General features: G+C 48.8%; 13 protein-coding genes, 1 tRNA gene, 1 pseudogene and 2 riboswitches. Of the genes and pseudogenes, 2 read left to right on the top strand and 13 right to left on the bottom strand.

All coding sequences use genetic code 11. The features are described from left to right. Positions 1-39 precede the first annotated feature (39 nt). From MKX98_RS03550 to MKX98_RS03530, 5 genes and pseudogenes are all read right to left on the bottom strand, one after another. Positions 40-505 (bottom strand): annotated as a pseudogene (locus MKX98_RS03550) (DNA methyltransferase); the annotation flags it as partial. Between the two features lie 133 nt (positions 506-638). After that, positions 639-3008 carry an Ig-like domain-containing protein gene (locus MKX98_RS03545; protein WP_339221464.1) on the bottom strand — a complete coding sequence of 790 codons (2370 nt, stop codon included), beginning with the start codon at positions 3006-3008 and terminating at the stop codon, positions 639-641. Positions 3009-3686: 678 nt separating this feature from the next. Beyond that, positions 3687-3777, bottom strand: a riboswitch (cyclic di-GMP riboswitch). A gap of 997 nt (positions 3778-4774) precedes the next feature. Next, entirely contained in the window at positions 4775-4909 is a 135-nt protein-coding gene (locus MKX98_RS03540; protein ID WP_339221462.1) for a hypothetical protein, read from the bottom strand. 548 nt (positions 4910-5457) lie between these two features. Beyond that, a tRNA-Thr gene (locus tag MKX98_RS03535) sits at positions 5458-5529 on the bottom strand. A gap of 109 nt (positions 5530-5638) precedes the next feature. Next, complete coding sequence (locus MKX98_RS03530; protein WP_071222119.1) at positions 5639-5944, bottom strand: MTH1187 family thiamine-binding protein; 306 nt, start codon at positions 5942-5944, stop codon at positions 5639-5641. 359 nt (positions 5945-6303) lie between these two features. Next, a riboswitch (cobalamin riboswitch) is annotated at positions 6304-6538 on the top strand. Between the two features lie 193 nt (positions 6539-6731). On the opposite strand from MKX98_RS03530, the gene MKX98_RS03525 reads away from it, so the two are divergent. Beyond that, positions 6732-9065: a ribonucleoside-diphosphate reductase subunit alpha gene (locus MKX98_RS03525; RefSeq protein WP_071222121.1), complete on the top strand. Its 2334-nt coding sequence runs from the start codon at positions 6732-6734 to the stop codon at positions 9063-9065. A gap of 616 nt (positions 9066-9681) precedes the next feature. Beyond that, the gene (locus tag MKX98_RS03520; protein WP_071222122.1) at positions 9682-10713 is read left to right on the top strand and encodes a ribonucleotide-diphosphate reductase subunit beta; all 1032 of its coding nucleotides are present in this window, start codon (positions 9682-9684) and stop codon (positions 10711-10713) included. Positions 10714-10833: 120 nt separating this feature from the next. Here the strand turns inward: MKX98_RS03520 and MKX98_RS03515 are convergent, their stop codons facing one another. The 8 genes from MKX98_RS03515 to ssuE form a co-directional block, all read right to left on the bottom strand. Further along, positions 10834-11775 (bottom strand): GNAT family N-acetyltransferase, encoded by a 942-nt coding sequence (locus MKX98_RS03515; RefSeq protein ID WP_339221461.1) that lies wholly within the window; start codon positions 11773-11775, stop codon positions 10834-10836. A 125-nt stretch (positions 11776-11900) separates the two neighbouring features. Next, positions 11901-12044: a hypothetical protein gene (locus MKX98_RS03510; protein WP_194540768.1), complete on the bottom strand. Its 144-nt coding sequence runs from the start codon at positions 12042-12044 to the stop codon at positions 11901-11903. A 164-nt stretch (positions 12045-12208) separates the two neighbouring features. Next, positions 12209-13006, bottom strand: a complete 798-nt coding sequence (locus MKX98_RS03505; protein ID WP_339221458.1) for a DUF817 domain-containing protein — start codon at positions 13004-13006, stop codon at positions 12209-12211. A gap of 316 nt (positions 13007-13322) precedes the next feature. After that, the gene (locus MKX98_RS03500; RefSeq protein WP_071222127.1) at positions 13323-14741 is read right to left on the bottom strand and encodes an MDR family MFS transporter; all 1419 of its coding nucleotides are present in this window, start codon (positions 14739-14741) and stop codon (positions 13323-13325) included. An 83-nt stretch (positions 14742-14824) separates the two neighbouring features. Then, the gene (locus MKX98_RS03495) at positions 14825-15238 is read right to left on the bottom strand and encodes a MarR family transcriptional regulator (protein ID WP_339221456.1); all 414 of its coding nucleotides are present in this window, start codon (positions 15236-15238) and stop codon (positions 14825-14827) included. Between the two features lie 327 nt (positions 15239-15565). Then, complete coding sequence (locus tag MKX98_RS03490; RefSeq protein WP_194540765.1) at positions 15566-16309, bottom strand: AAA family ATPase; 744 nt, start codon at positions 16307-16309, stop codon at positions 15566-15568. A gap of 284 nt (positions 16310-16593) precedes the next feature. Then, positions 16594-17184: an AAA family ATPase gene (locus tag MKX98_RS03485; protein ID WP_339221455.1), complete on the bottom strand. Its 591-nt coding sequence runs from the start codon at positions 17182-17184 to the stop codon at positions 16594-16596. A gap of 69 nt (positions 17185-17253) precedes the next feature. Next, entirely contained in the window at positions 17254-17799 is a 546-nt protein-coding gene (ssuE, locus tag MKX98_RS03480) for an NADPH-dependent FMN reductase (protein WP_194540764.1), read from the bottom strand. Positions 17800-18030: the final 231 nt, after the last annotated feature.

Genomic DNA, 18030 nt, shown 5'->3' with positions numbered 1-18030 from the left:
TATCCATTCAATAAATACGAACTATATCCTCTTTCTATACTAAGAATTGATACGAGAAATGAGGACTGGCTCTATGCCGGTAGCTTCCTTGTACCGTTTTTTAATGACGTCGCAGAACTTCGGATCAATCTCCATGGTACGGCAGGGCCGGTCCAGTTGGTCACAAGTCATCAAAGTAGACCCGCTTCAGCCGAAGAAATCTGCCACTGTGTTGCCTGGACGACTACTGTTCTTGATCGGTATGGCCAGCAACTCCAGCGGCTTTTGTGTCGGATGAACGTACTTGCCGACGTCACCACGGGACACTTCCCAGACCGTGGATGGTTCAGGTTCCTCCAAAGGGAGGCCAGCGCGCGCCATACCGAGGTCTGTCGGCGGTCGCTATACCAAGCCGGAGCCTTCCCTTTTAAATGAGCGTAAAATACCCCGGTTCATGCTGCCAGCGGTACTACGACCAACCGAATGAAGCTGCGTTCTTTACCCATACGCATTGATATTGACTGATCTGCAAATGAGCGGGGCGGATTAGTTCATGCTTGTCTTTATTCTCTAAATATTCAGCGCTCTACTTAATTCTCAATTAAAAAAGAAAAGCAAACACCTTCCCAAAGGAAATTGTGTTTGCTTTCTTTCTTCAATTAAGCTTTTCTTTTTCTGAACATGAGAACCAAGCCAGCGCTCAAGGCGATGAGCCCTGCGAGTCCCAAGTTGAAGAGGTTTGTTGATGTATTCGGCAACTTGTTGCCTTGAGGTGTACCAGATTGGTCTGCAGATGAAGGAACTCTACCAGATTCTCCTGCGGTCATTTCATTGTTATCTTGTGCAGAGTCTGACTGGCCAGCCCCATCTCCAGAATCCTCAGGAGCTGTACCGTTACCTGGATCCGTTGGGTTCGTGCCGTTCCCTGGATTTGTCGGGTTCGTTCCGCTCCCCGGATCAGTAGGGTTCGTTCCATTACCTGGATCTGTCGGATTGGTACCGTCCCCTGGATCCGTTGGGTTCGTACCGTTCCCTGGATCTGTTGGATTCGTGCCGTTGCCCGGATCTGTTGGGTTCGTGCCGTTCCCTGGATCTGTTGGATTCGTGCCGTTGCCCGGATCTGTCGGGTTCGTGCCGTTCCCTGGATTTGTTGGCGGCGTATTCGGTTCTGTTACTCGAACGCTAACTGTAACCTCGGTTTTGTTGCCCTTGCCGTCATCCACGATAACGGTAAAGCTATCCTCACCGACAAAGTTAGGATCTGGGGTATACTTCCAGCTTCCGTCCGGATTCACAATGACGGTTCCGTTCCCCGGTTGCTTGCCTGGGGTATACGTCAATGGATCTCCATCCGGATCCGTACCATATACATCGCCCGTTACGGATGTACCTTTGTCCGTCGTTACTTCTTTATCCGGAGATACTGGAGGTTGATTTGTTGGTGGTGGAGTCGTTGCTTCCGTCACATCAACGATAATCTCAACCTCAGTTTTGCCGCCCCTGCCGTCGTCCACGATAACCGTGAAGCTATCCTCGCCGACAAAGTCGGGATCTGGGGTATACTTCCAGCTCCCGTCCGGATTCACAATGACGGTTCCGTTCCCCGGTTGCTTGCCAGGGGTATACGTTAATGGATCTCCATCCGGATCCGTACCATAAACATCGCCTGTCACGGAAGTACCTTTTTCCGTTGTTACTTCTTTACCAGAAGATACTGGAGGGTTATTCGGCTTGTCCGTTACGTCCACCCTCACCGTCGATGTCGTAACACCGCCCTTACCGTCGCTCACTGTGACTGTAAAGATATCCGGACCAACATATCCGGGATGCGGCACGTACTCCCACGTTCCGTCGGTATTGACGATCACCGTACCGTGCTTCGGATTACTTTCGATGACAAACGTAAGCGTATCCCCATCCGGGTCGGTTCCATAAACACTGCCAGTTACCGATGTATCCTTCTCCGTCGTTACATCGTAATTTTTAGTCTCAGGCGCTTGGTTTGGCGGGTCCTCTACGTGAATCGTCACCGTCGAGGTGGAGGTCCCACCTTTGCCGTCGCTTACCGTAACCTCAAAGCTATCGGTTCCGGTAAAATCAGGATCCGGCACGTACTCCCACGTCCCGTCCGGATTGACGGTCACCGAACCATTTTGCGGGTCTGTTCCTTTGGTGAATGTCAGCGGATCACCGTTTGCGTCCACGCCATACACGCTTCCTGTTACGGTTGTGTCTTTCCATGTCGTTTCTTCGAAATCCGGGACGATCGGCGGACGATTCACATCGACCGTAACACCGTTGGATGTCCGGGTTTCATGATCCCCTGACAACAAATTGTCGTATTCCACAGTCGCTTGGTTGGAGACGCCTGTCGTTTTGTATATCGAGAGGATTTTAACTTTAAATTGGACCGTTGTCCCGTCAGGTAAGACGTCGACGTTCGGAATTCTGCCTGCCTGGCTTCCGTCCGCTCCGTTCCCTAACCGAACGATAACCCGATTTTCGTTTGCAATAAATTCCCCTTGGTCATCGCCGCTTGCATCGGTCAACTGACCGGCATTCGGGCCCGATACAATCTCTAAAGATCCAGGGACGTATTCGGTTCCCTCAGGAATGTTATCCGTAAATACTGTGTTGCCCGAATCGTCTCCACCGTCATTTTTAAAGTTAACGGTGTAAGTTAAGACATCCCCTTCTTGTACATTGTCAACGGGGTCTACGGACTTTGTTACAACACCACATGGTTCTGTACCAAGGAAGATGTCGTCTAAGAAGTTCCCTGCATCTTGTCTTCCATCGGCACTACTAACCGATTCAAACGCGAAGCGTGTTACCTCCTGCCCAACTGGAACGGTATACGTACCGGAATAATACGTCCATTCTTTATTCCCGGAGCTTATTTCTCTCACGGTATTTAAATCTCCGATTGATACAGTGGATGGACCGATTTTAACTTGCATCGTGTCTATACCTTGATCTCCCCTGTGGGCTAACCGCCAATAAATCGTTTGTCCCGGTGTCGTTTTCACATCTTGATATAAGGTGGATGCTTCCATTGCATTCAATTCTGCAAATTGATTTCCATGCGCACGAGAGATATTTACATAACCATTTTCATACCTCTCTATCTGCAGTAAATGATCAGACGCTGTTGTTTCCCACCCGGGGACTTCATCCTCATGAATTAACGAATATACACCAGAAGGGGCAGTAGGATCAGGGAAAGGTCTATTATTTGCTGGCTCTTCAAAACTACCGTTAACTAAAGCAACCCTATTCCCGCATGAATTCTGAGTTGGATCTGCAAATGTTGTTTGAATCCCAAGCGGCGCAAATGGCAGCCAGTTGCTGACTATTAAAGCTGTCGCCGCTGTGATAGCAGCCCGTTTCATTAACCGCAGGTTCATTTTTCAACCTCCTATTTAAGTTCAATCACGAAGTCTTTTTTCTAGAGCCTAAAGCATTAAAGTTAGCTGATAATAGCAGACATTCGAGATTTTTCATGATGTGACTCTATCAGTTCTCAATTCAAATGGGGAGGCATTCATATGTATTTTTCATTCGCCTCAACTGCTTTACTTTTTCCCCCCCTCGTTTATCATCATTATCTATAGACAAAGCTAAAAGCCCCGACTATCACTAATTCAAATTTTAAATATCTCAAAAAGAAAACCTCCGTCCTAAAGCAGACGGAGGTTTCCGTCGTATTCGATAGCTGGCTGACATAGGATTTCAGTAAATCCGTTAGCCCCTCTAGCTTTGCGTCCCCATTTTTCAATGGGTTTGCCTTTATCGTACGAGCATGTGTTTTTCTGAGAAAATTAACCATTAGATTTAAATTATATTATAAAAGAATCATAAGTTAGGATCTCGAGACTCATTTTTCGTAGTTATTTCTTTCTATTTGTCGTTTTTAGGAAAAGTATGATGATAATAGGACATTGGTCATATTTTTTAGAAAACATTTATTTTAAATATAGAACCAAAAAGCTGTCCGATGAGGACAGCTTTTTATACTTTCCTATTCTTAAAACTCCTCATGATCCTGTTCAAAGAACCCCATTAGTTTCAACGTATTGGCCATACTCTAGGTTCCCTGAAGTATCAAACCAAAAGCTCTTTCAAGCTGCTGCGTATAGAACCGATACCGTTGATACACCCAACGCAGCTTTTCTATCAGAATCGTAGTGTTGGCAGTCTTATCAGCATGAAGATCCTCCTGATCGATGCGGCGAGCAACTTTGCCATCAACGACCGCTGTTTTAAATCGTCTTCGAATTTTTCAAAATCCTGCATGAGCATTGCCATCTCTTTATATTTTACGAGCAGGAATTTTGTACGCTGGATCTCCGCTTCGTTTTGCTTTTGGAAAGAATTCTCCTTGTCCCCACGCCATCGCCGCCCCTTCCGTTTATTGATTCTCTGGGGTTGGATTATATTAATTTTTAGCTACCGGGATTAAACTTGATTGGTTCTTTTAACATTAACCGTGTATTTAGGTACCCCGGCCTGAATCGACCGGGAATGTGACCCTGGTCTCTATTAAGCGGCTCCGCCGCCTTTATCATTTTTGTGACCTTTTCCTTATACTTCTTCCGCTTCGGCTGAATTTGGCTGGAAGGAATGCCAGCAATTTTTTGAAATCTCAACCCATGTCTTACCCTCACTCAGACTTTTTTCCAAGAACAACGGGAAATCCAATGGAAGATCTTCAAAAGAAGGGCGTTCTTTCAGGAAGAACCGTTCCAGCTCCTCCTTGCTAATCTCTTCATCGCTGGATAACTGGCCCTCAGAATCAGAAGGTGCCGTTCGCTGCAGGCTTTTGATCAGCTTCCTCGAAGGTCATTTCCTGCCCATCCGATTTTTCCTCATGCTGCTGGTCTTGCATCCATTCCGGGAGTTCGGAACCTTCCTGAACTCCTCCGCTCATGATGATTTGATCGCCCCTCACAATTTATCATTCATGTAGACTATGAAACTTTACATACTCGAGAGGAACTTATCTTCTCCATGGATGGTCCATTTGAGTTAGTTGAGGATGGCCAGCTTATGAATTTCATAGACAGTAAACCTGTAAAGTTTTAATGATTTGGACTACACGATGGACGGACGGACCCGCTTGAAGCTCAGTCATCCTGCCAGTAGGTACTATAATTCTGCCTTCGTGCAAAGGAAAGATATCGAGCAATTGCTGCAGTTTTATGGAGAAGATTCTTAAGGAGGATCTTTGATGAGAGGACATATCGCCAAAAAAGGGAGCAAGTATTACATTAGATACCTATTCCCACGTGCTGCCCAACTTGCAAGAAGCTGTTCTAAATACAATTGGTGACTCAATCTTAGGGAAGCAAATCGAGGACGAAAAACCCACTTTACTAGACTAAAGGTTAGAAGAATGTTAGAAGTGTAGGTTATATAATGAAAATGGCGCGATTCCGAAAACTCGGAAAGCCGCGCCGTTGTTGACTTTTATGAAGATGCTGGTGAAGGGAATTGAACCCCCGACCTACGCATTACGAGTGCGTTGCTCTACCCCTGAGCTACACCAGCACATGTGGTTCGTTGCTATTCCTCACGAAACAACAAAAATTATTATAATACTTCAGCAGCAAAATGCAAGCCCAATTCTTACGGAAATATCCCCCTGAAACTGGCGGCATTAACCGCCTAATTTCTCCTGCACGGACTGGATCTTCTGTTTGCTTGAGGAAACTTGATCCCTGCGGTCGTCGATCTTCACGGAAGTCGATACGCGCTGCGCACCGGACAGAAAAGGCGCTTCATGCAAAGCCTCAATCGCCCGCCAGATCATGTTAAGCTCCCCCTCGATGATGGTGCTCATTGAAGTCAGCTCATAGGATATTCCATCCTGTTGTTTCAATACACGCTGCATCTCAGCAACATAAGAGCTCAAACTCGTTGTTGCGGTTCCGATTGGAATCACCGTTACCTCCGCTATTGCCATCTTAAAAACCTCCCTTGTTCCCATCCCATTTATATGGAATGCTCTAAATTTCCGAATACTGTTATCATAACAATTCTGGCCCTCCATATCAAAGTCCGTCTGCCTGTAGCTTCACACAAGATATGGTGTACCTTCCTCGTTTCGTCCATACGAATATATCCTATTTTGTCAAAACGATAATATACGTGGTATCTGCGCAGAAAAGGTCGCATTTGGTCACAATTCAGGAAATGTTATGGCCTTTTGGCAGTTTCTTAACTGGCACAATGACCGCTCGTTTGCTATAATTCATTTTGCGTTCAATTTTAAGAATATGGTTTACAAACACAATATATTGGGTTAAATTAGATTAACAACAACCAAATATAGTGTGTATAGGTGCCGGATCAACCTATAAGGCAGTCCGGCTTAATAGGGAAGCATGGTGTAAATCCATCACGGTCCCGCCACTGTAAGGGCTCTAAGGCTGTTTATGATATATCAGCCATTCACATCCGACATATGCCACCGAGGAACCGGAGCAAGGTCTCGGGAAAGGCAACGCCGAGGGAAGAAGCTCAAGTCAGGAGACCTGCCTATATGCAGTAGACACCAACCTACGGGGTTTTAGGTAAGTGTTCGTTAAACTTGCGTCTGTACATAACATCATGCCCGTTCATGGGCTTATGGCAAACGTCATTTTCGAATCACAGCGCACGGACATTTTCAAGCCTGCCCGCGGGTTTTAGAAAATGTTTTTTTGATGTCCTTTTTCATATTTCCCCCGAAGAAAGCGAGGAATTTATTCATGCCCCAGCTCGTAGTTAAACCGAACAACCGTCAGCTCGCCTTTGATGAAATTCGCCTCTCCGTCTATGCCGATCGGACTCTGAAAGGATTGGACATGCTCGATAAAGAGCGCCTGCTTCGCGGCGTCAATGCCAAATTGCGCGGCGAGCAAGTTACCGGCGAAGAAATCAGCAACGCCTTCACGATGTCCGCCCTTGAGCTTGTCACCAAAGAGGAGCCGAATTGGAAGTTTGCAGCTGCGCGTTCGTTTCTGACCTCTTTATATAAAAAAGCGGCCACCAACCGCCGATACAAAGCCTACCCGGAAGAGCCATACGGTGCCTTCTATCCGCTCATTACGGAGCTTGTACAGAAAGGCATCTATCGCGAGGATCTTCTGACCAGCTATACCAAAGAACAAATCGAAGAGCTCGGCGAGTGCATCGATCCAAGCCGCGATCTGCTGTTTGATTACATCGGTCTGTTGACGCTGGCTGAGCGTTACCTGGCAAACGATTTTGACGGTCGCGTTATGGAACTTCCGCAAGAACGCTACATGGTCATCGCAATGTTCCTCATGCATAACGAGCCTGCCGACAAGCGTCTTGACCTTGTCAAAGAAGCCTACTGGGCCATGAGTAACCTGTACATGACGGCGGCTACGCCGACAATGTCCAATGCAGGCAAAAAGGTAGCCGGCCAGCTTTCCAGCTGCTTCATCGATACCGTAGACGACTCCCTGGAAGGGATCTTCGATTCCAATACGGATATCGCCCGTCTCAGCAAAATGGGCGGCGGCATCGGGGTATACCTCGGTAAAGTCCGTGCACGCGGCTCTGACATCCGCGGTCACAAGAATACCAGCTCCGGCGTTATCCCTTGGATTCGCCAGTTGAACAACACCGCTGTTAGCGTTGACCAATTGGGAACTCGTAAAGGTGCCATCGCGGTTTATCTGGATGTGTTCCACAAAGACATTCTATCCTTCCTGGATCTGAAGCTGAACAACGGTGACGAGCGTATGAGAGCACATGACGTGTTCCATGGCGTATGTCTGCCTGACTTGTTCATGGAGGCTGTAGAAGCACGTGAAGAGTGGAGCCTGTTCTGTCCGCATGAAGTGAAGAAAATCATGGGCTGGAAAGACGAGAATGGCCGTCCGCTGGGCCTTGAAGACTTCTATGATCAAGGACAAGGCGAAGGCGAATTCCGTCAAAAGTATGCTGAAGCCGTGGCGAACCCGCTGCTGCCCCGCATTACGGTACAAGCCATCGACATTATGAAGCGCATCATGAAATCCCAGCTTGAAACGGGTACACCGTACATGTTCTACCGCGACACGGTCAACCGTGCGAACCCGAACTCTGCGCATGGCATGATCTACTCTTCCAACTTGTGCACGGAGATCATGCAGAACCAATCTCCGACAGTCGTTGAGCAAGAAGAGCTGGTTACGAAAGACGGCCAAACTCGAATCGTCATTTCCAAAATCCCTGGCGATTTCGTTGTCTGCAACCTGAACTCTATCCACTTGGCTCGTGCTGTACCTGCCGGTGTATTGGAGCGTCTCGTTCCAATTCAGGTTCGCATGCTGGATAACGTCATCGACATTAACAATATTGAAGTTCTGCAAGCTCAATATACCAACAGTCAATATCGTGCGGTCGGTCTCGGCACCTTCGGTCTGCACCACTTGCTGGCGCTGGAAGGCATTCGCTGGGAATCCGACGAAGCCGTTGCCTATAATGACAACCTGTATGAGCACATCAACTACCTGCTCGTTAAATCCAGCATGGAGCTGGCCAAGGAAAAAGGCCATTATCCGAAATTCAAAGGCTCCGACTGGGAGAGCGGCGAGTACTTTACGTTCCGCGGTTACACCGACGGCGAGCATGAAGGCAAGTTCGTAACCACCGAACAATGGCGCGAATTGCAGCAAGAAGTACAAGCGAACGGTGTCCGTAACGCATGGCTGTTTGCCATCGCACCGAACGGCTCCACCTCGATCATCGCGGGTTCCACGGCAAGCATCGATCCATTGTACGAACTTCTTTCTTATGAAGAAAAAACCACCTATAAAGTGGCTAACCCGGCTCCGGATCTATCCGAAAAAACGATCTGGTACTATAAAACGGCTTTCTTGATCGACCAGCATTGGTCCATCAAAATGGCTGCCGCCCGTCAGCGTCACGTTGACCAGGCACAAAGCTTTAACCTGTATGTCCGCCCTGATATCCGTGCTTCGGAATTCCTGGAGCTGCACCTGCATGCTTGGAAAGCCGGTATCAAGTCCACGTACTATGTACGCAGCCGTGCGCTGACGATTGAAGAGTGTGAGTCGTGCGCAAGCTAAGAGTTTAGTCTAACCTTTTTCGAACCCACCCAAACCCTCCCTTCCAAGGGAGGGCCCCAAGGGCGCTGCCCTCTGGACACCCGCAAGGTGTGCATGGCGAGAATGATGCGCTTCTATAGTTACTTTAGTGGCCAGGAGCGCTTTCTCCCTTCGGGAACGCTTGAATATGGTGCGAAGCTAATGAGTTACTTCGTGCGATTTCTTGAGTTACTGCCTGCGTGGATTGCTCTCCCTTTGGGAATCGCTTCTCATGTGGTGCGAAGCTAATGAGTTACTTCGTGCGTTTTGTTGAGTTACTGCCTGCGTGGATTGCTCTCCCTTTGGGAATCGCTTTTCATGTGGTGCCAACAAGCATCGAACGGCTGTATGCGGGTGTTCCCGCACAGCAGGAGTGGATAAGCTTTCTAAATAGTAGAACTACAAGGGTAAGGGTATCCAATCGGAAGAGTTTACGTCCGCCTTTGGGAGCCCTTTGCAACCTTTACAATACATTCAGGCAAAGGGCGGACAACAAGCGGCTGGAGATGGATACCCGTCCCGTGAATATGCTGGACCAATATCCCTCAGCTTCACCTATGCGCCGCCCTACTATGATATACAAGGAGAGAAAATCGGCATGCAAATGCAAAAGATATTTAACACCGAAGCACCCAACCGCTCCACGCGTGTTATTGAAGGTGAATGCTCCGGGATTCTGAACTGGAACGACATTCGGATGCCTCATATGTACAAGCTGTACAAGGTCCTGCTGCTGAACCACTGGATCGCGGACGAGATTCCAATGTCCAAGGATGCGCAGCAGTTCCCGCGCCTGGACCCTGAAGAGCAGCGCACCTTCAAGATCAACATCTCCCTGCTGGCTGTTCTGGATTCCATGCAGACGATGTTTGTAAGCGACGTGAAGCGTTACTTCACGGATTCGTCGCTCGAAGCCATCTCGGCCATCATCGGTCAGCAAGAGGTGGTTCACAACCAATCCTATTCCTATGTGCTCTCTTCCATCGTTTCGGATCAGGAACAGAAGGAAATCTTCGAGTACTGGAAGCATGATCCGGTTCTGCTAGAGCGCAATCAGTTCATTTCGGACATCTATCAAAACTTCCGTGACAATCCGTCGCCGCAGTCCTTCTTCGAAGCGATGGTGGCTGACCTGATCCTGGAAGGCATCTTCTTCTACAGCACGTTTGCCTTCTTCTACAACTTGGCCCGTGACCAGAAGATGATGGCAACCAGCCAGATGATTTCCTATATTCAGCGTGACGAGAACCAGCACTGCTACTTCTTCGCCGAAGTGTTCAAGCAGTTGCTCAAGGACTTCCCTGAGCTGAACACGAAAGAGAACATCGACTACCTGTACCGCACCATTGACCGTGCGGTTGAGCTTGAGACCAACTGGGCTCACTACACACTCAGCAATGTGCGCGGCATCGATCTGAACGAATTGGGCGATTACATCAAGTACATCGCGAACCGTCGTATCACCATGATGGGTCTGGAAAAAGCTTATGAAGGCGTGGACGTTAACTGCATGCCATGGATCAAGCCTTTCTCGGATGAAGCCCTCAACGCAACGAAGACCGACTTCTTCGAAGCCAAATCCCGTAACTACGGCAAAGTTGGCGACGACAACGGGTTTGACGATCTATAAGCTCCTCTCCATATAACAAACCTCCGTGATCCCTTAACAGGAATCCACGGAGGTTTTTTTGTAACTGCATATGATCGGCCGCAGTCCAAGTCTACAGCTCTTACTTACGGTTCATCAATGCTATCCCTTTGCTGCCCATACCTCGATCTCCACCAGAATGGACGGCATCGCCAATGCCGGCACGTAGGCCATCGTCATGGCCGGGGCCTTCCCCCCGTGGAATTTCTCCCATACCTGATGGAAGTGATCCCAGTCGACCTCCTGAGCCGCCCAAATGTTGATTTTGACGATATGATCCACCGACATCGCTTCCGCAGCCAATAACCTCTCAATGTTCGCCAGGGTGTTCTCCACCTGCTGCTTCATATCGTCCGGCAGGTTCCCCTCGCTGTCGGTTCCCACCTGACCGGAGAAGACCAGCAGCTCGCTCCCTCTCGGAACCTTGGTTATATGGGTATAAGGCCCGATCGGCGGGGCAATGACAGGTGGATTGTACCGCTGAATTGAAGACGGCTGCTGCTCATCGGCTTCATTCAAAATAGCCAGCGTCTGATGGTCCTCCCACGTTCCGTTGATTTTCACGTTTTTTCGGGCAATTCCTTCTTTATGGAATCCGGCTTTCAAAAGCACTTGGATCGAGGCCAGGTTGTGCGGCATCACGCCCGCCTCAATCCGGTGAAACTTCAATTCCTGAAAGGCAAACCTCACGACCAATTGAACCGCTTCGGTCATATACCCCTTTCCGTTATGGTCTTGGTCCAAAAAATAACCGATCCAGCAGCTCTGCAGATCCCCCCGCACCACTTCGGTAAGCATAATCTCCCCGATGATCACTCCGGTGTCCCGCAGCCCAATCACATAGACATACCCTTGATCTGCCTTGCTGGCTTCCATGGCCTTTCGGATCCGCTCAAGCTGTCCCTGATGGGTGTAGAAGCTCTCTTCCCTTAAGCCCGTGAACCGCTGGAAAAAATCCCGGTTATCCTTCTCGAGCTTCAGAAGTGCGTCCACATCCAATTCCTCTACCGACTTCACATAAATCTGTTTCCCTTGCATGAACATACGTATCCCTCTCCTCTGTTTGAATCATTAGAAGCACAAAAAAACACCACAGCGCACCTGTGGTGTACATGCCGATCTATGCAACCACAAGCAAGCGACCTGTGGTGTTTAATTCCACTGCATCCTCATTCGGTCATCGAATGGAAGGATCCTTGATCGCCCGAATATCCGATTTTGGACACACTTCTCCCATCATCGGACGGATCAAAGAAAACAGCGGTGGAGTATCCCATGCCTTTTGCCAAAGACGCCAATGATCTTTTTTTCATGTGGATCCTCCTCCCTTCTGCTTCGCGCGGTTCATCTATGCCAAACATCTATGTTCATACAAAGTCTCTTGCCTTAAGCTCGAGTCGCAACGTTAGCTTTCCATCATCTAATTAACCATAGGATATATGATTAGGCATAAATGGTCAAATCCGCTAAACTGGGCTCACATAACCGTTCCCTTCGGATTGCCTTGGGACGGTCCTCTGCCCTGCTTCAGATGCTTCAGCTGAGCTACAATGATGACACTGATCACGACCAGCAGAAACCACGAGCTGATTTTGCCGATATGCACAAGGCTCCATGTGCGCTCCTGACCCGGATAAGTCCAGGCCCCAAGAAACGTAGAAATGTTCTCAGCGATCCAGATAAAAAAGCCAATCAGCAGAAACGACAGCACCAGCGGCATCCGCAGCGTTTTTCCGTCCACGTCAAAATACACCATGGTTCTGCCGAACACCACGAATAACAATGCCGTGAGAAGCCAGCGTGCATCCCACACATAGTGATGGGTAAAGAAGTTGGCATAGATCGCTGCGCTGATCAGCACGGTCAGCACGGGCAGCGGCCAGCCCGTTATACGCAAATGCATTCGGCGCCATGCCTGGCATATATAACTGGCCACACTGGCGTACATAAAGCCGCTGTACAGCGGGACGCCGCCGATTTTGCTCCAGCCTTCCTCCGGGTAAGACCACGAGCCCATGTGCACTTTATACAGCTCCAGCATCAAACCGATGACGTGAAAGACGCAGATGACCTTCAGCTCATCCCATGTCTCCAGTTTGCTCACCAGCATCCCGATTTGCGCCAGCACACATATGAGAAGGATGAGATCATACCGCGCCAAGCCGGGAATCTCAACCACCTTGGTCAGTCCCAGCGCACCGAAGATCATAACCGGAAATATGCAGGACAACGCCTGCTGATAACCGAAAATCCACAGCCTCCGTATAAATTCCATAAGCTCCTCCTACCACCTGCACATTCGTAATTCGTATACTTCACCCTACCACAGACCGCGATTTCAATAAAAGAACAGCGTTGTCATAATTCGTGCAATCCATTGACGGGTGTAATGCAAAAAAAGAGAGCAGCCCTTCAGCTGCCCTCTTACCAGTTAACGTCCTATTTGCCCATGCTTGAGGTTATCCTTGACGCCAACGATGCAGCTCAACATACCCCATTCAATCGCTTGATACCTTTCGAGTTTCCCTATCTTACGCCAGGCTTCAACGGCCCGCAGGATTATCTTCTCCACTTGGCCGATGAACGCCCGGTCAGAGCGCAACAGGGTGAGCCGTTTTTTTCTTTTTGACCCGTAACAAAAATGTAAGAGGTATGGCAATAACAGCCACCATCGTTCCGATCATAAACACGTCATCAATGCCCATCGTTGTCGCCGCACGCTGGGTCGAAGCCCCCGCACCCATGTAGTAGGACGTTCTGGATACCACCAGTGCGCTGAATATGCCGATCGATAACGAAGCGAGCCCTTGGCGCGCCCAGTTCGTGATGGACGATGCGTGGCCTGAATATTCGCTGGACACCGCGCTCATCGCTGCGTTCGTTAACGGCATATTGCATAAAGCAATGCCGAGGCAGCGAACCAGCTGCAGCAAGGAAATGTACAGAACCGAGGTATGGATGCCGATTCCGCTGAAAGCGAGCGTGGCGGCCACAATGATGAGAACTCCCGTGATCACCAGCCGGAATGGACCGATCCGATCGTAAAATTTGCCGATAATCGGCGACGCAGCGGCCATGACAACCGCGCCCGGCAGCATGATAAGTCCGGTATCCATCGGAGACAGCTTCAGCACGGTCTGTAAATAGAGCGGCACCAGCAAGGTTCCCGTATACAGCGATATCGTCACGATGCAGTTCAGGATCAAGCTGTACCGAAATCGGGGGAATTTGAATACTTTAAGCTGCAATAACGGGGATGAAATCCGCAGCTCCCACTTAATGAAGAACAGCAGCAGTAAAATTCCGGAGATGAGCAGGGACAGGGTCTTCCAGGATCCCCAGCCCCAGTCGTTGCCGTGGCTGAAGGAGAGCAGCAAAAGAGAACTGCCCGCCACCACCGTCAAGAATCCGAGGAAATCGAACCTCTTCTTCCCGGTCAGTCGATAAAAAGGAATGAATTTGCTTACGATGACCATCGAGATCAGACCGATCGGAATATTTAGAATGAAAATGGATTTCCATCCAAAATATTGCACCAGCCATCCGCCAAGTGTCGGCCCGATCACCGGTGCCAGCATAGAGGCCAGGCTCCATAGTCCCATGGCGTAGGCTTGCCGCTCCCGGGGGAATACCTGGTAGATGATGGTCATCGTAATCGGGATAATCATCCCGCCGAACACGCCTTGCGTAATCCGGAAAGCAATCAAAGTCTCGATGTTCCAGGCTACAACGCATAATAGCGACGAAAGCGTAAAGCCCAACAAGGCCAGGACAAACAGCCTCTTATAACTGAGCTGGTCCCCCATGTAACCTACGATGGGAGCCACAATGCCCGTTGCCAGCAAATAACCGGCCATCAGCCATTGAGTTGTGCTCAGCGTGGCATCGAACTGCTCCATGACAACGGGAAAAGCCACGTTGATGGTCGTAATGCTGAGCACAGCCAGAAAATTACCGAAAAAGATAGCGCTCATTATAAGCCAAAATGAAGATTTATCTTGTGTATTCACATGAAGCCTCCTAAACAAAGTAACCCCGCCCGGATCTGGTTAACAGAGCTGGAGGCGGGATTCAAAGAGTTTGGTCTTTGGTGTTATGGAAATAATTTCCTGCCAAGCAATCGCAGTAAAATATACAGGTTATCCGCCTCGTCCTCATCCAGCTGCTTGAAGGATTCCATGACGGCATAATCTCCTTCACTGCGGGCATCGAGCACAAGCTGCCGGCCTTCTGCCGTAAGATTGACATAGTGGCTGCGTCCATCACTGGGATTTGGCGTTCGAACCACCAGCCCCCGCTGTCCCAGAGCGTCCACCAAATACGTGATCGTTGCAGCCTTAAGCTCCATATGCTCAGCCAACCGGTTGGGAAGCAGTGGACCCTGCTGCTCGATCAAACTTAAGATCTTATACTGATTCATCGTTAAATCGTTCTTTCTCAAGTGACTCAAAAAAGATACGACCCGATGGCTCGTCATTTTATCCGATAACTCACGATACATCTCCATGAGTCTCTCGACGCTTGCTTCTCTTCCGTTCTCCAGAGTTTTTCACCTCGCTTCTTATTTTAGTTCAATGATTCTAACTTGTAAACACCATTTTCATGATTATAATTCTATTTTATCCCATTTATCGAGGTATAACTGACTAATTACTTAAATTGTTCTAAGTTTATTTCAGGATTTCGAATATCCATGATTCTTAACATCAGAAATATCTACGGATGGAAAACTCCTAATCATTCCCCTGACTCGAAACGCTCGGTACGATAAAGGCTCCTACATAAAAAGGACTCGCAAGATCTATGCGATCTTACAAGTCCTTATCTTTCCCGTTTATTCCTCATCGTCTGCAAACAATTCGTGCAGCATCGCTTCCCGGCGATTTACGAATTCCTTCGTAATCATATAATGATCCGTTTCCTCCAAGCTCGACTCTTCCACCCCTTCGGAAGTCAGCTTGTAGATGATGGAATCGGGATAAGCCATAACAATTGGCGAATGGGTGGAAATAATAAACTGCGAGTCTTCCTGGACCAGGTCATGGATGCGTCTGAGCAGCGCCATTTGGCGAAATGGCGACAAGGCCGCTTCCGGCTCGTCCATGATGTACAGTCCGTTGCCGTCGAAGCGGTGCAGAAACGTCGCAAAGAAGGACTCACCATGGGATTGATGATGCAGCGACTTTCCGCCATAGGAATGCCAAAGCGCCAGTGAATCAACCTCGGAGGCCACATTATAATAGCTTTCCGCCCTGAAAAAGAAACCGTCCCGCGGCTTCCGGACTCCTCGAACCGTACGGATATATTGATACAGCACAGAATGCGTCTCCGCCGTGGAAAAAGAGAAATTGATGGTGCCCCCCTCCGGATTGAAACCCAATGCTACAGCAATCGCCTCCAGCAGCGTGGATTTGCCCATGCCATTCTCGCCTACGATATAAGTAACCTTCGGATGAAAATGAAGACCGTCCAAAGCCGCAACGGCCGGCAAATTAAAAGGATATTCATGAAATGAAGGGATGCGATCCCTCATTAACACAACGCTTCGTAGATAGGCAAGCATAGCAGCGTTATCCAAGCGCTTTCCCTCCTCGATTGTGAAACCTATAATTACTACTCTACTATATATCATTCCAGCAATGGTTCCAATTCAGGACCATCGCTCGATATTTCCGAGCATAAGCATGGGGCGTTTCCCTGAAGGGTGAATACGAACATCCTTTTTCACGCCATAATAGGGGGTATTGCCTCGAGATGTTGATGCCTCGTCGATACTCAATAAAAATGCGCCATCACAGGGCTCGACGGCACCTGGTATGACGCACTTTTTTATACGATATCGAATGGTGTTATTCTGATATGCTACTCGCATATGATAAACTGATAGAGCTCCTCAACCTTCTCTTCCGTCAAATCGCCGCTGTTATCGAATACCTTAATGGACGTCTGCGGAATGTCCCAGTTCACTTCCGGCACGAAATCGACGCGCTTCTTGAAGTCGTCCCAATGATCCAGCTTCCACTGATCCCGCTCGGTCTGTCTGTCAATGATGCGCTCCTTCTGCAAATCCATGTCTTTGAGCGCAACCACGATGACCTTCACGTCAACGTCGCTTTTCGTTAACCCTGCCGATGCAATGACTTCTTCAATCCATTCGCGGTTCTTAAGCTCGGCGGTAAACGGAGAAATCATAAAAACATTTTGTCCGGCACCCAGGTTCTCGATGCAAATATCCTTGGTCGTATCATATTCCAGATCGCGCAGGTTCTTTTTATAAAAGGAAGAGTCGCGGTCATTCGGATCCAGTCCGTTACTTTCCAGGAACTTCTCAACAAAGCGTCCCCCCACCGTATCACGGTCGAGAAATGCAGCCGGTATACGGACTGCAAGCTTCTTGGCTACGGTTGTCTTGCCTGTACCGGCCACGCCGACAAAAAACACTAGCTTTTGCAAATGATATCCCTCCATATGATCTCTATTGATCTCTATCGCTTTCATCCCTGCCGTCCACTCATGCTATCCTTATGCGCGTTCTGTCCGGTAACGGGTTTCTTCAATTAATTCCTCCATCGCGGAGGTCAAGCGTTCCTGAAGCACGTCCGCTACATCAAATCCGCCATCCTCGGTACGTGCCACCTGGGCATCCACCGCGTACACGCCGCCAAGGATATGACGGGCCCCGATCGAAGAAAGCACGGGCTTGAGCGAATAATCAATTGCCAGCAGATGTGCGAGACTGCCGCCGATAAACATCGGAAGCACGATTTTGCCGGCCAAGCCTTTTTGCGGAATCAGGTCTAAAAAGGTCTTCAGAACACCGGTAAACGAAGCTTTATAAACCGGACTTGCCACAATCACGGCATCGGCCTCGGCCACAAGCCCGTTCGCTTTGACAATATGCTCACTCTCAAACTTGGTATGAATCAAATCCTCAGGCGGCAGGGCGGCCACGTCGATCCGGCTAACCTCGAAATTCGCAGCAGTCAATGCCTGCTCCGCATATTCCATAACCGCATTCAAGCGGGATCCGGCTGTAGGACTTCCGTTAATAATAACAGCTTTCGCCATAATCATTCACCTCGGCTTATGTTATAGTGTCGCCATCCATTTATAAGATCGCTATGTAAGGTCCTCTCGAACGTCAACCCATATAAATCAGAGCAAACTTGTCAGAATTAGTATCATCGTATCAATGTGTCTGCGCTTTTGTCAATGCAGCAGCTCCGGCAATTGAACCTTGGCAATTCGCCAACCATTACACTTCGCTCCAATAGCCCGAAAGACAGCGTAAAAATCTGT

The sequence above is a fragment of the Paenibacillus sp. FSL W7-1332 genome (assembly GCF_037969785.1).
Taxonomy (GTDB): Bacteria; Bacillota; Bacilli; order Paenibacillales; family Paenibacillaceae; genus Paenibacillus_AQ.
Note: the sequence above shows the minus strand (reverse complement) of the source record. Positions and strands in the feature narration are given on the sequence as shown.

Bases quoted from the DNA above. Each gene is read 5' to 3' on its own strand.
- MKX98_RS03540 (WP_339221462.1), bottom strand. From the start codon at position 4,909: ATGAGCGGAGGAGTTCAGGAAGGTTCCGAACTCCCGGAATGGATGCAA.
- MKX98_RS03530 (WP_071222119.1), bottom strand. From the start codon at position 5,944: ATGGCAATAGCGGAGGTAACGGTGATTCCAATCGGAACCGCAACAACG.
- MKX98_RS03525 (WP_071222121.1), top strand. From the start codon at position 6,732: ATGCCCCAGCTCGTAGTTAAACCGAACAACCGTCAGCTCGCCTTTGAT.
- MKX98_RS03520 (WP_071222122.1), top strand. From the start codon at position 9,682: ATGCAAATGCAAAAGATATTTAACACCGAAGCACCCAACCGCTCCACG.
- MKX98_RS03515 (WP_339221461.1), bottom strand. From the start codon at position 11,775: ATGTTCATGCAAGGGAAACAGATTTATGTGAAGTCGGTAGAGGAATTG.
- MKX98_RS03510 (WP_194540768.1), bottom strand. From the start codon at position 12,044: ATGAAAAAAAGATCATTGGCGTCTTTGGCAAAAGGCATGGGATACTCC.
- MKX98_RS03505 (WP_339221458.1), bottom strand. From the start codon at position 13,006: ATGGAATTTATACGGAGGCTGTGGATTTTCGGTTATCAGCAGGCGTTG.
- MKX98_RS03495 (WP_339221456.1), bottom strand. From the start codon at position 15,238: ATGGAGATGTATCGTGAGTTATCGGATAAAATGACGAGCCATCGGGTC.
- ssuE (WP_194540764.1), bottom strand. From the start codon at position 17,799: ATGGCGAAAGCTGTTATTATTAACGGAAGTCCTACAGCCGGATCCCGC.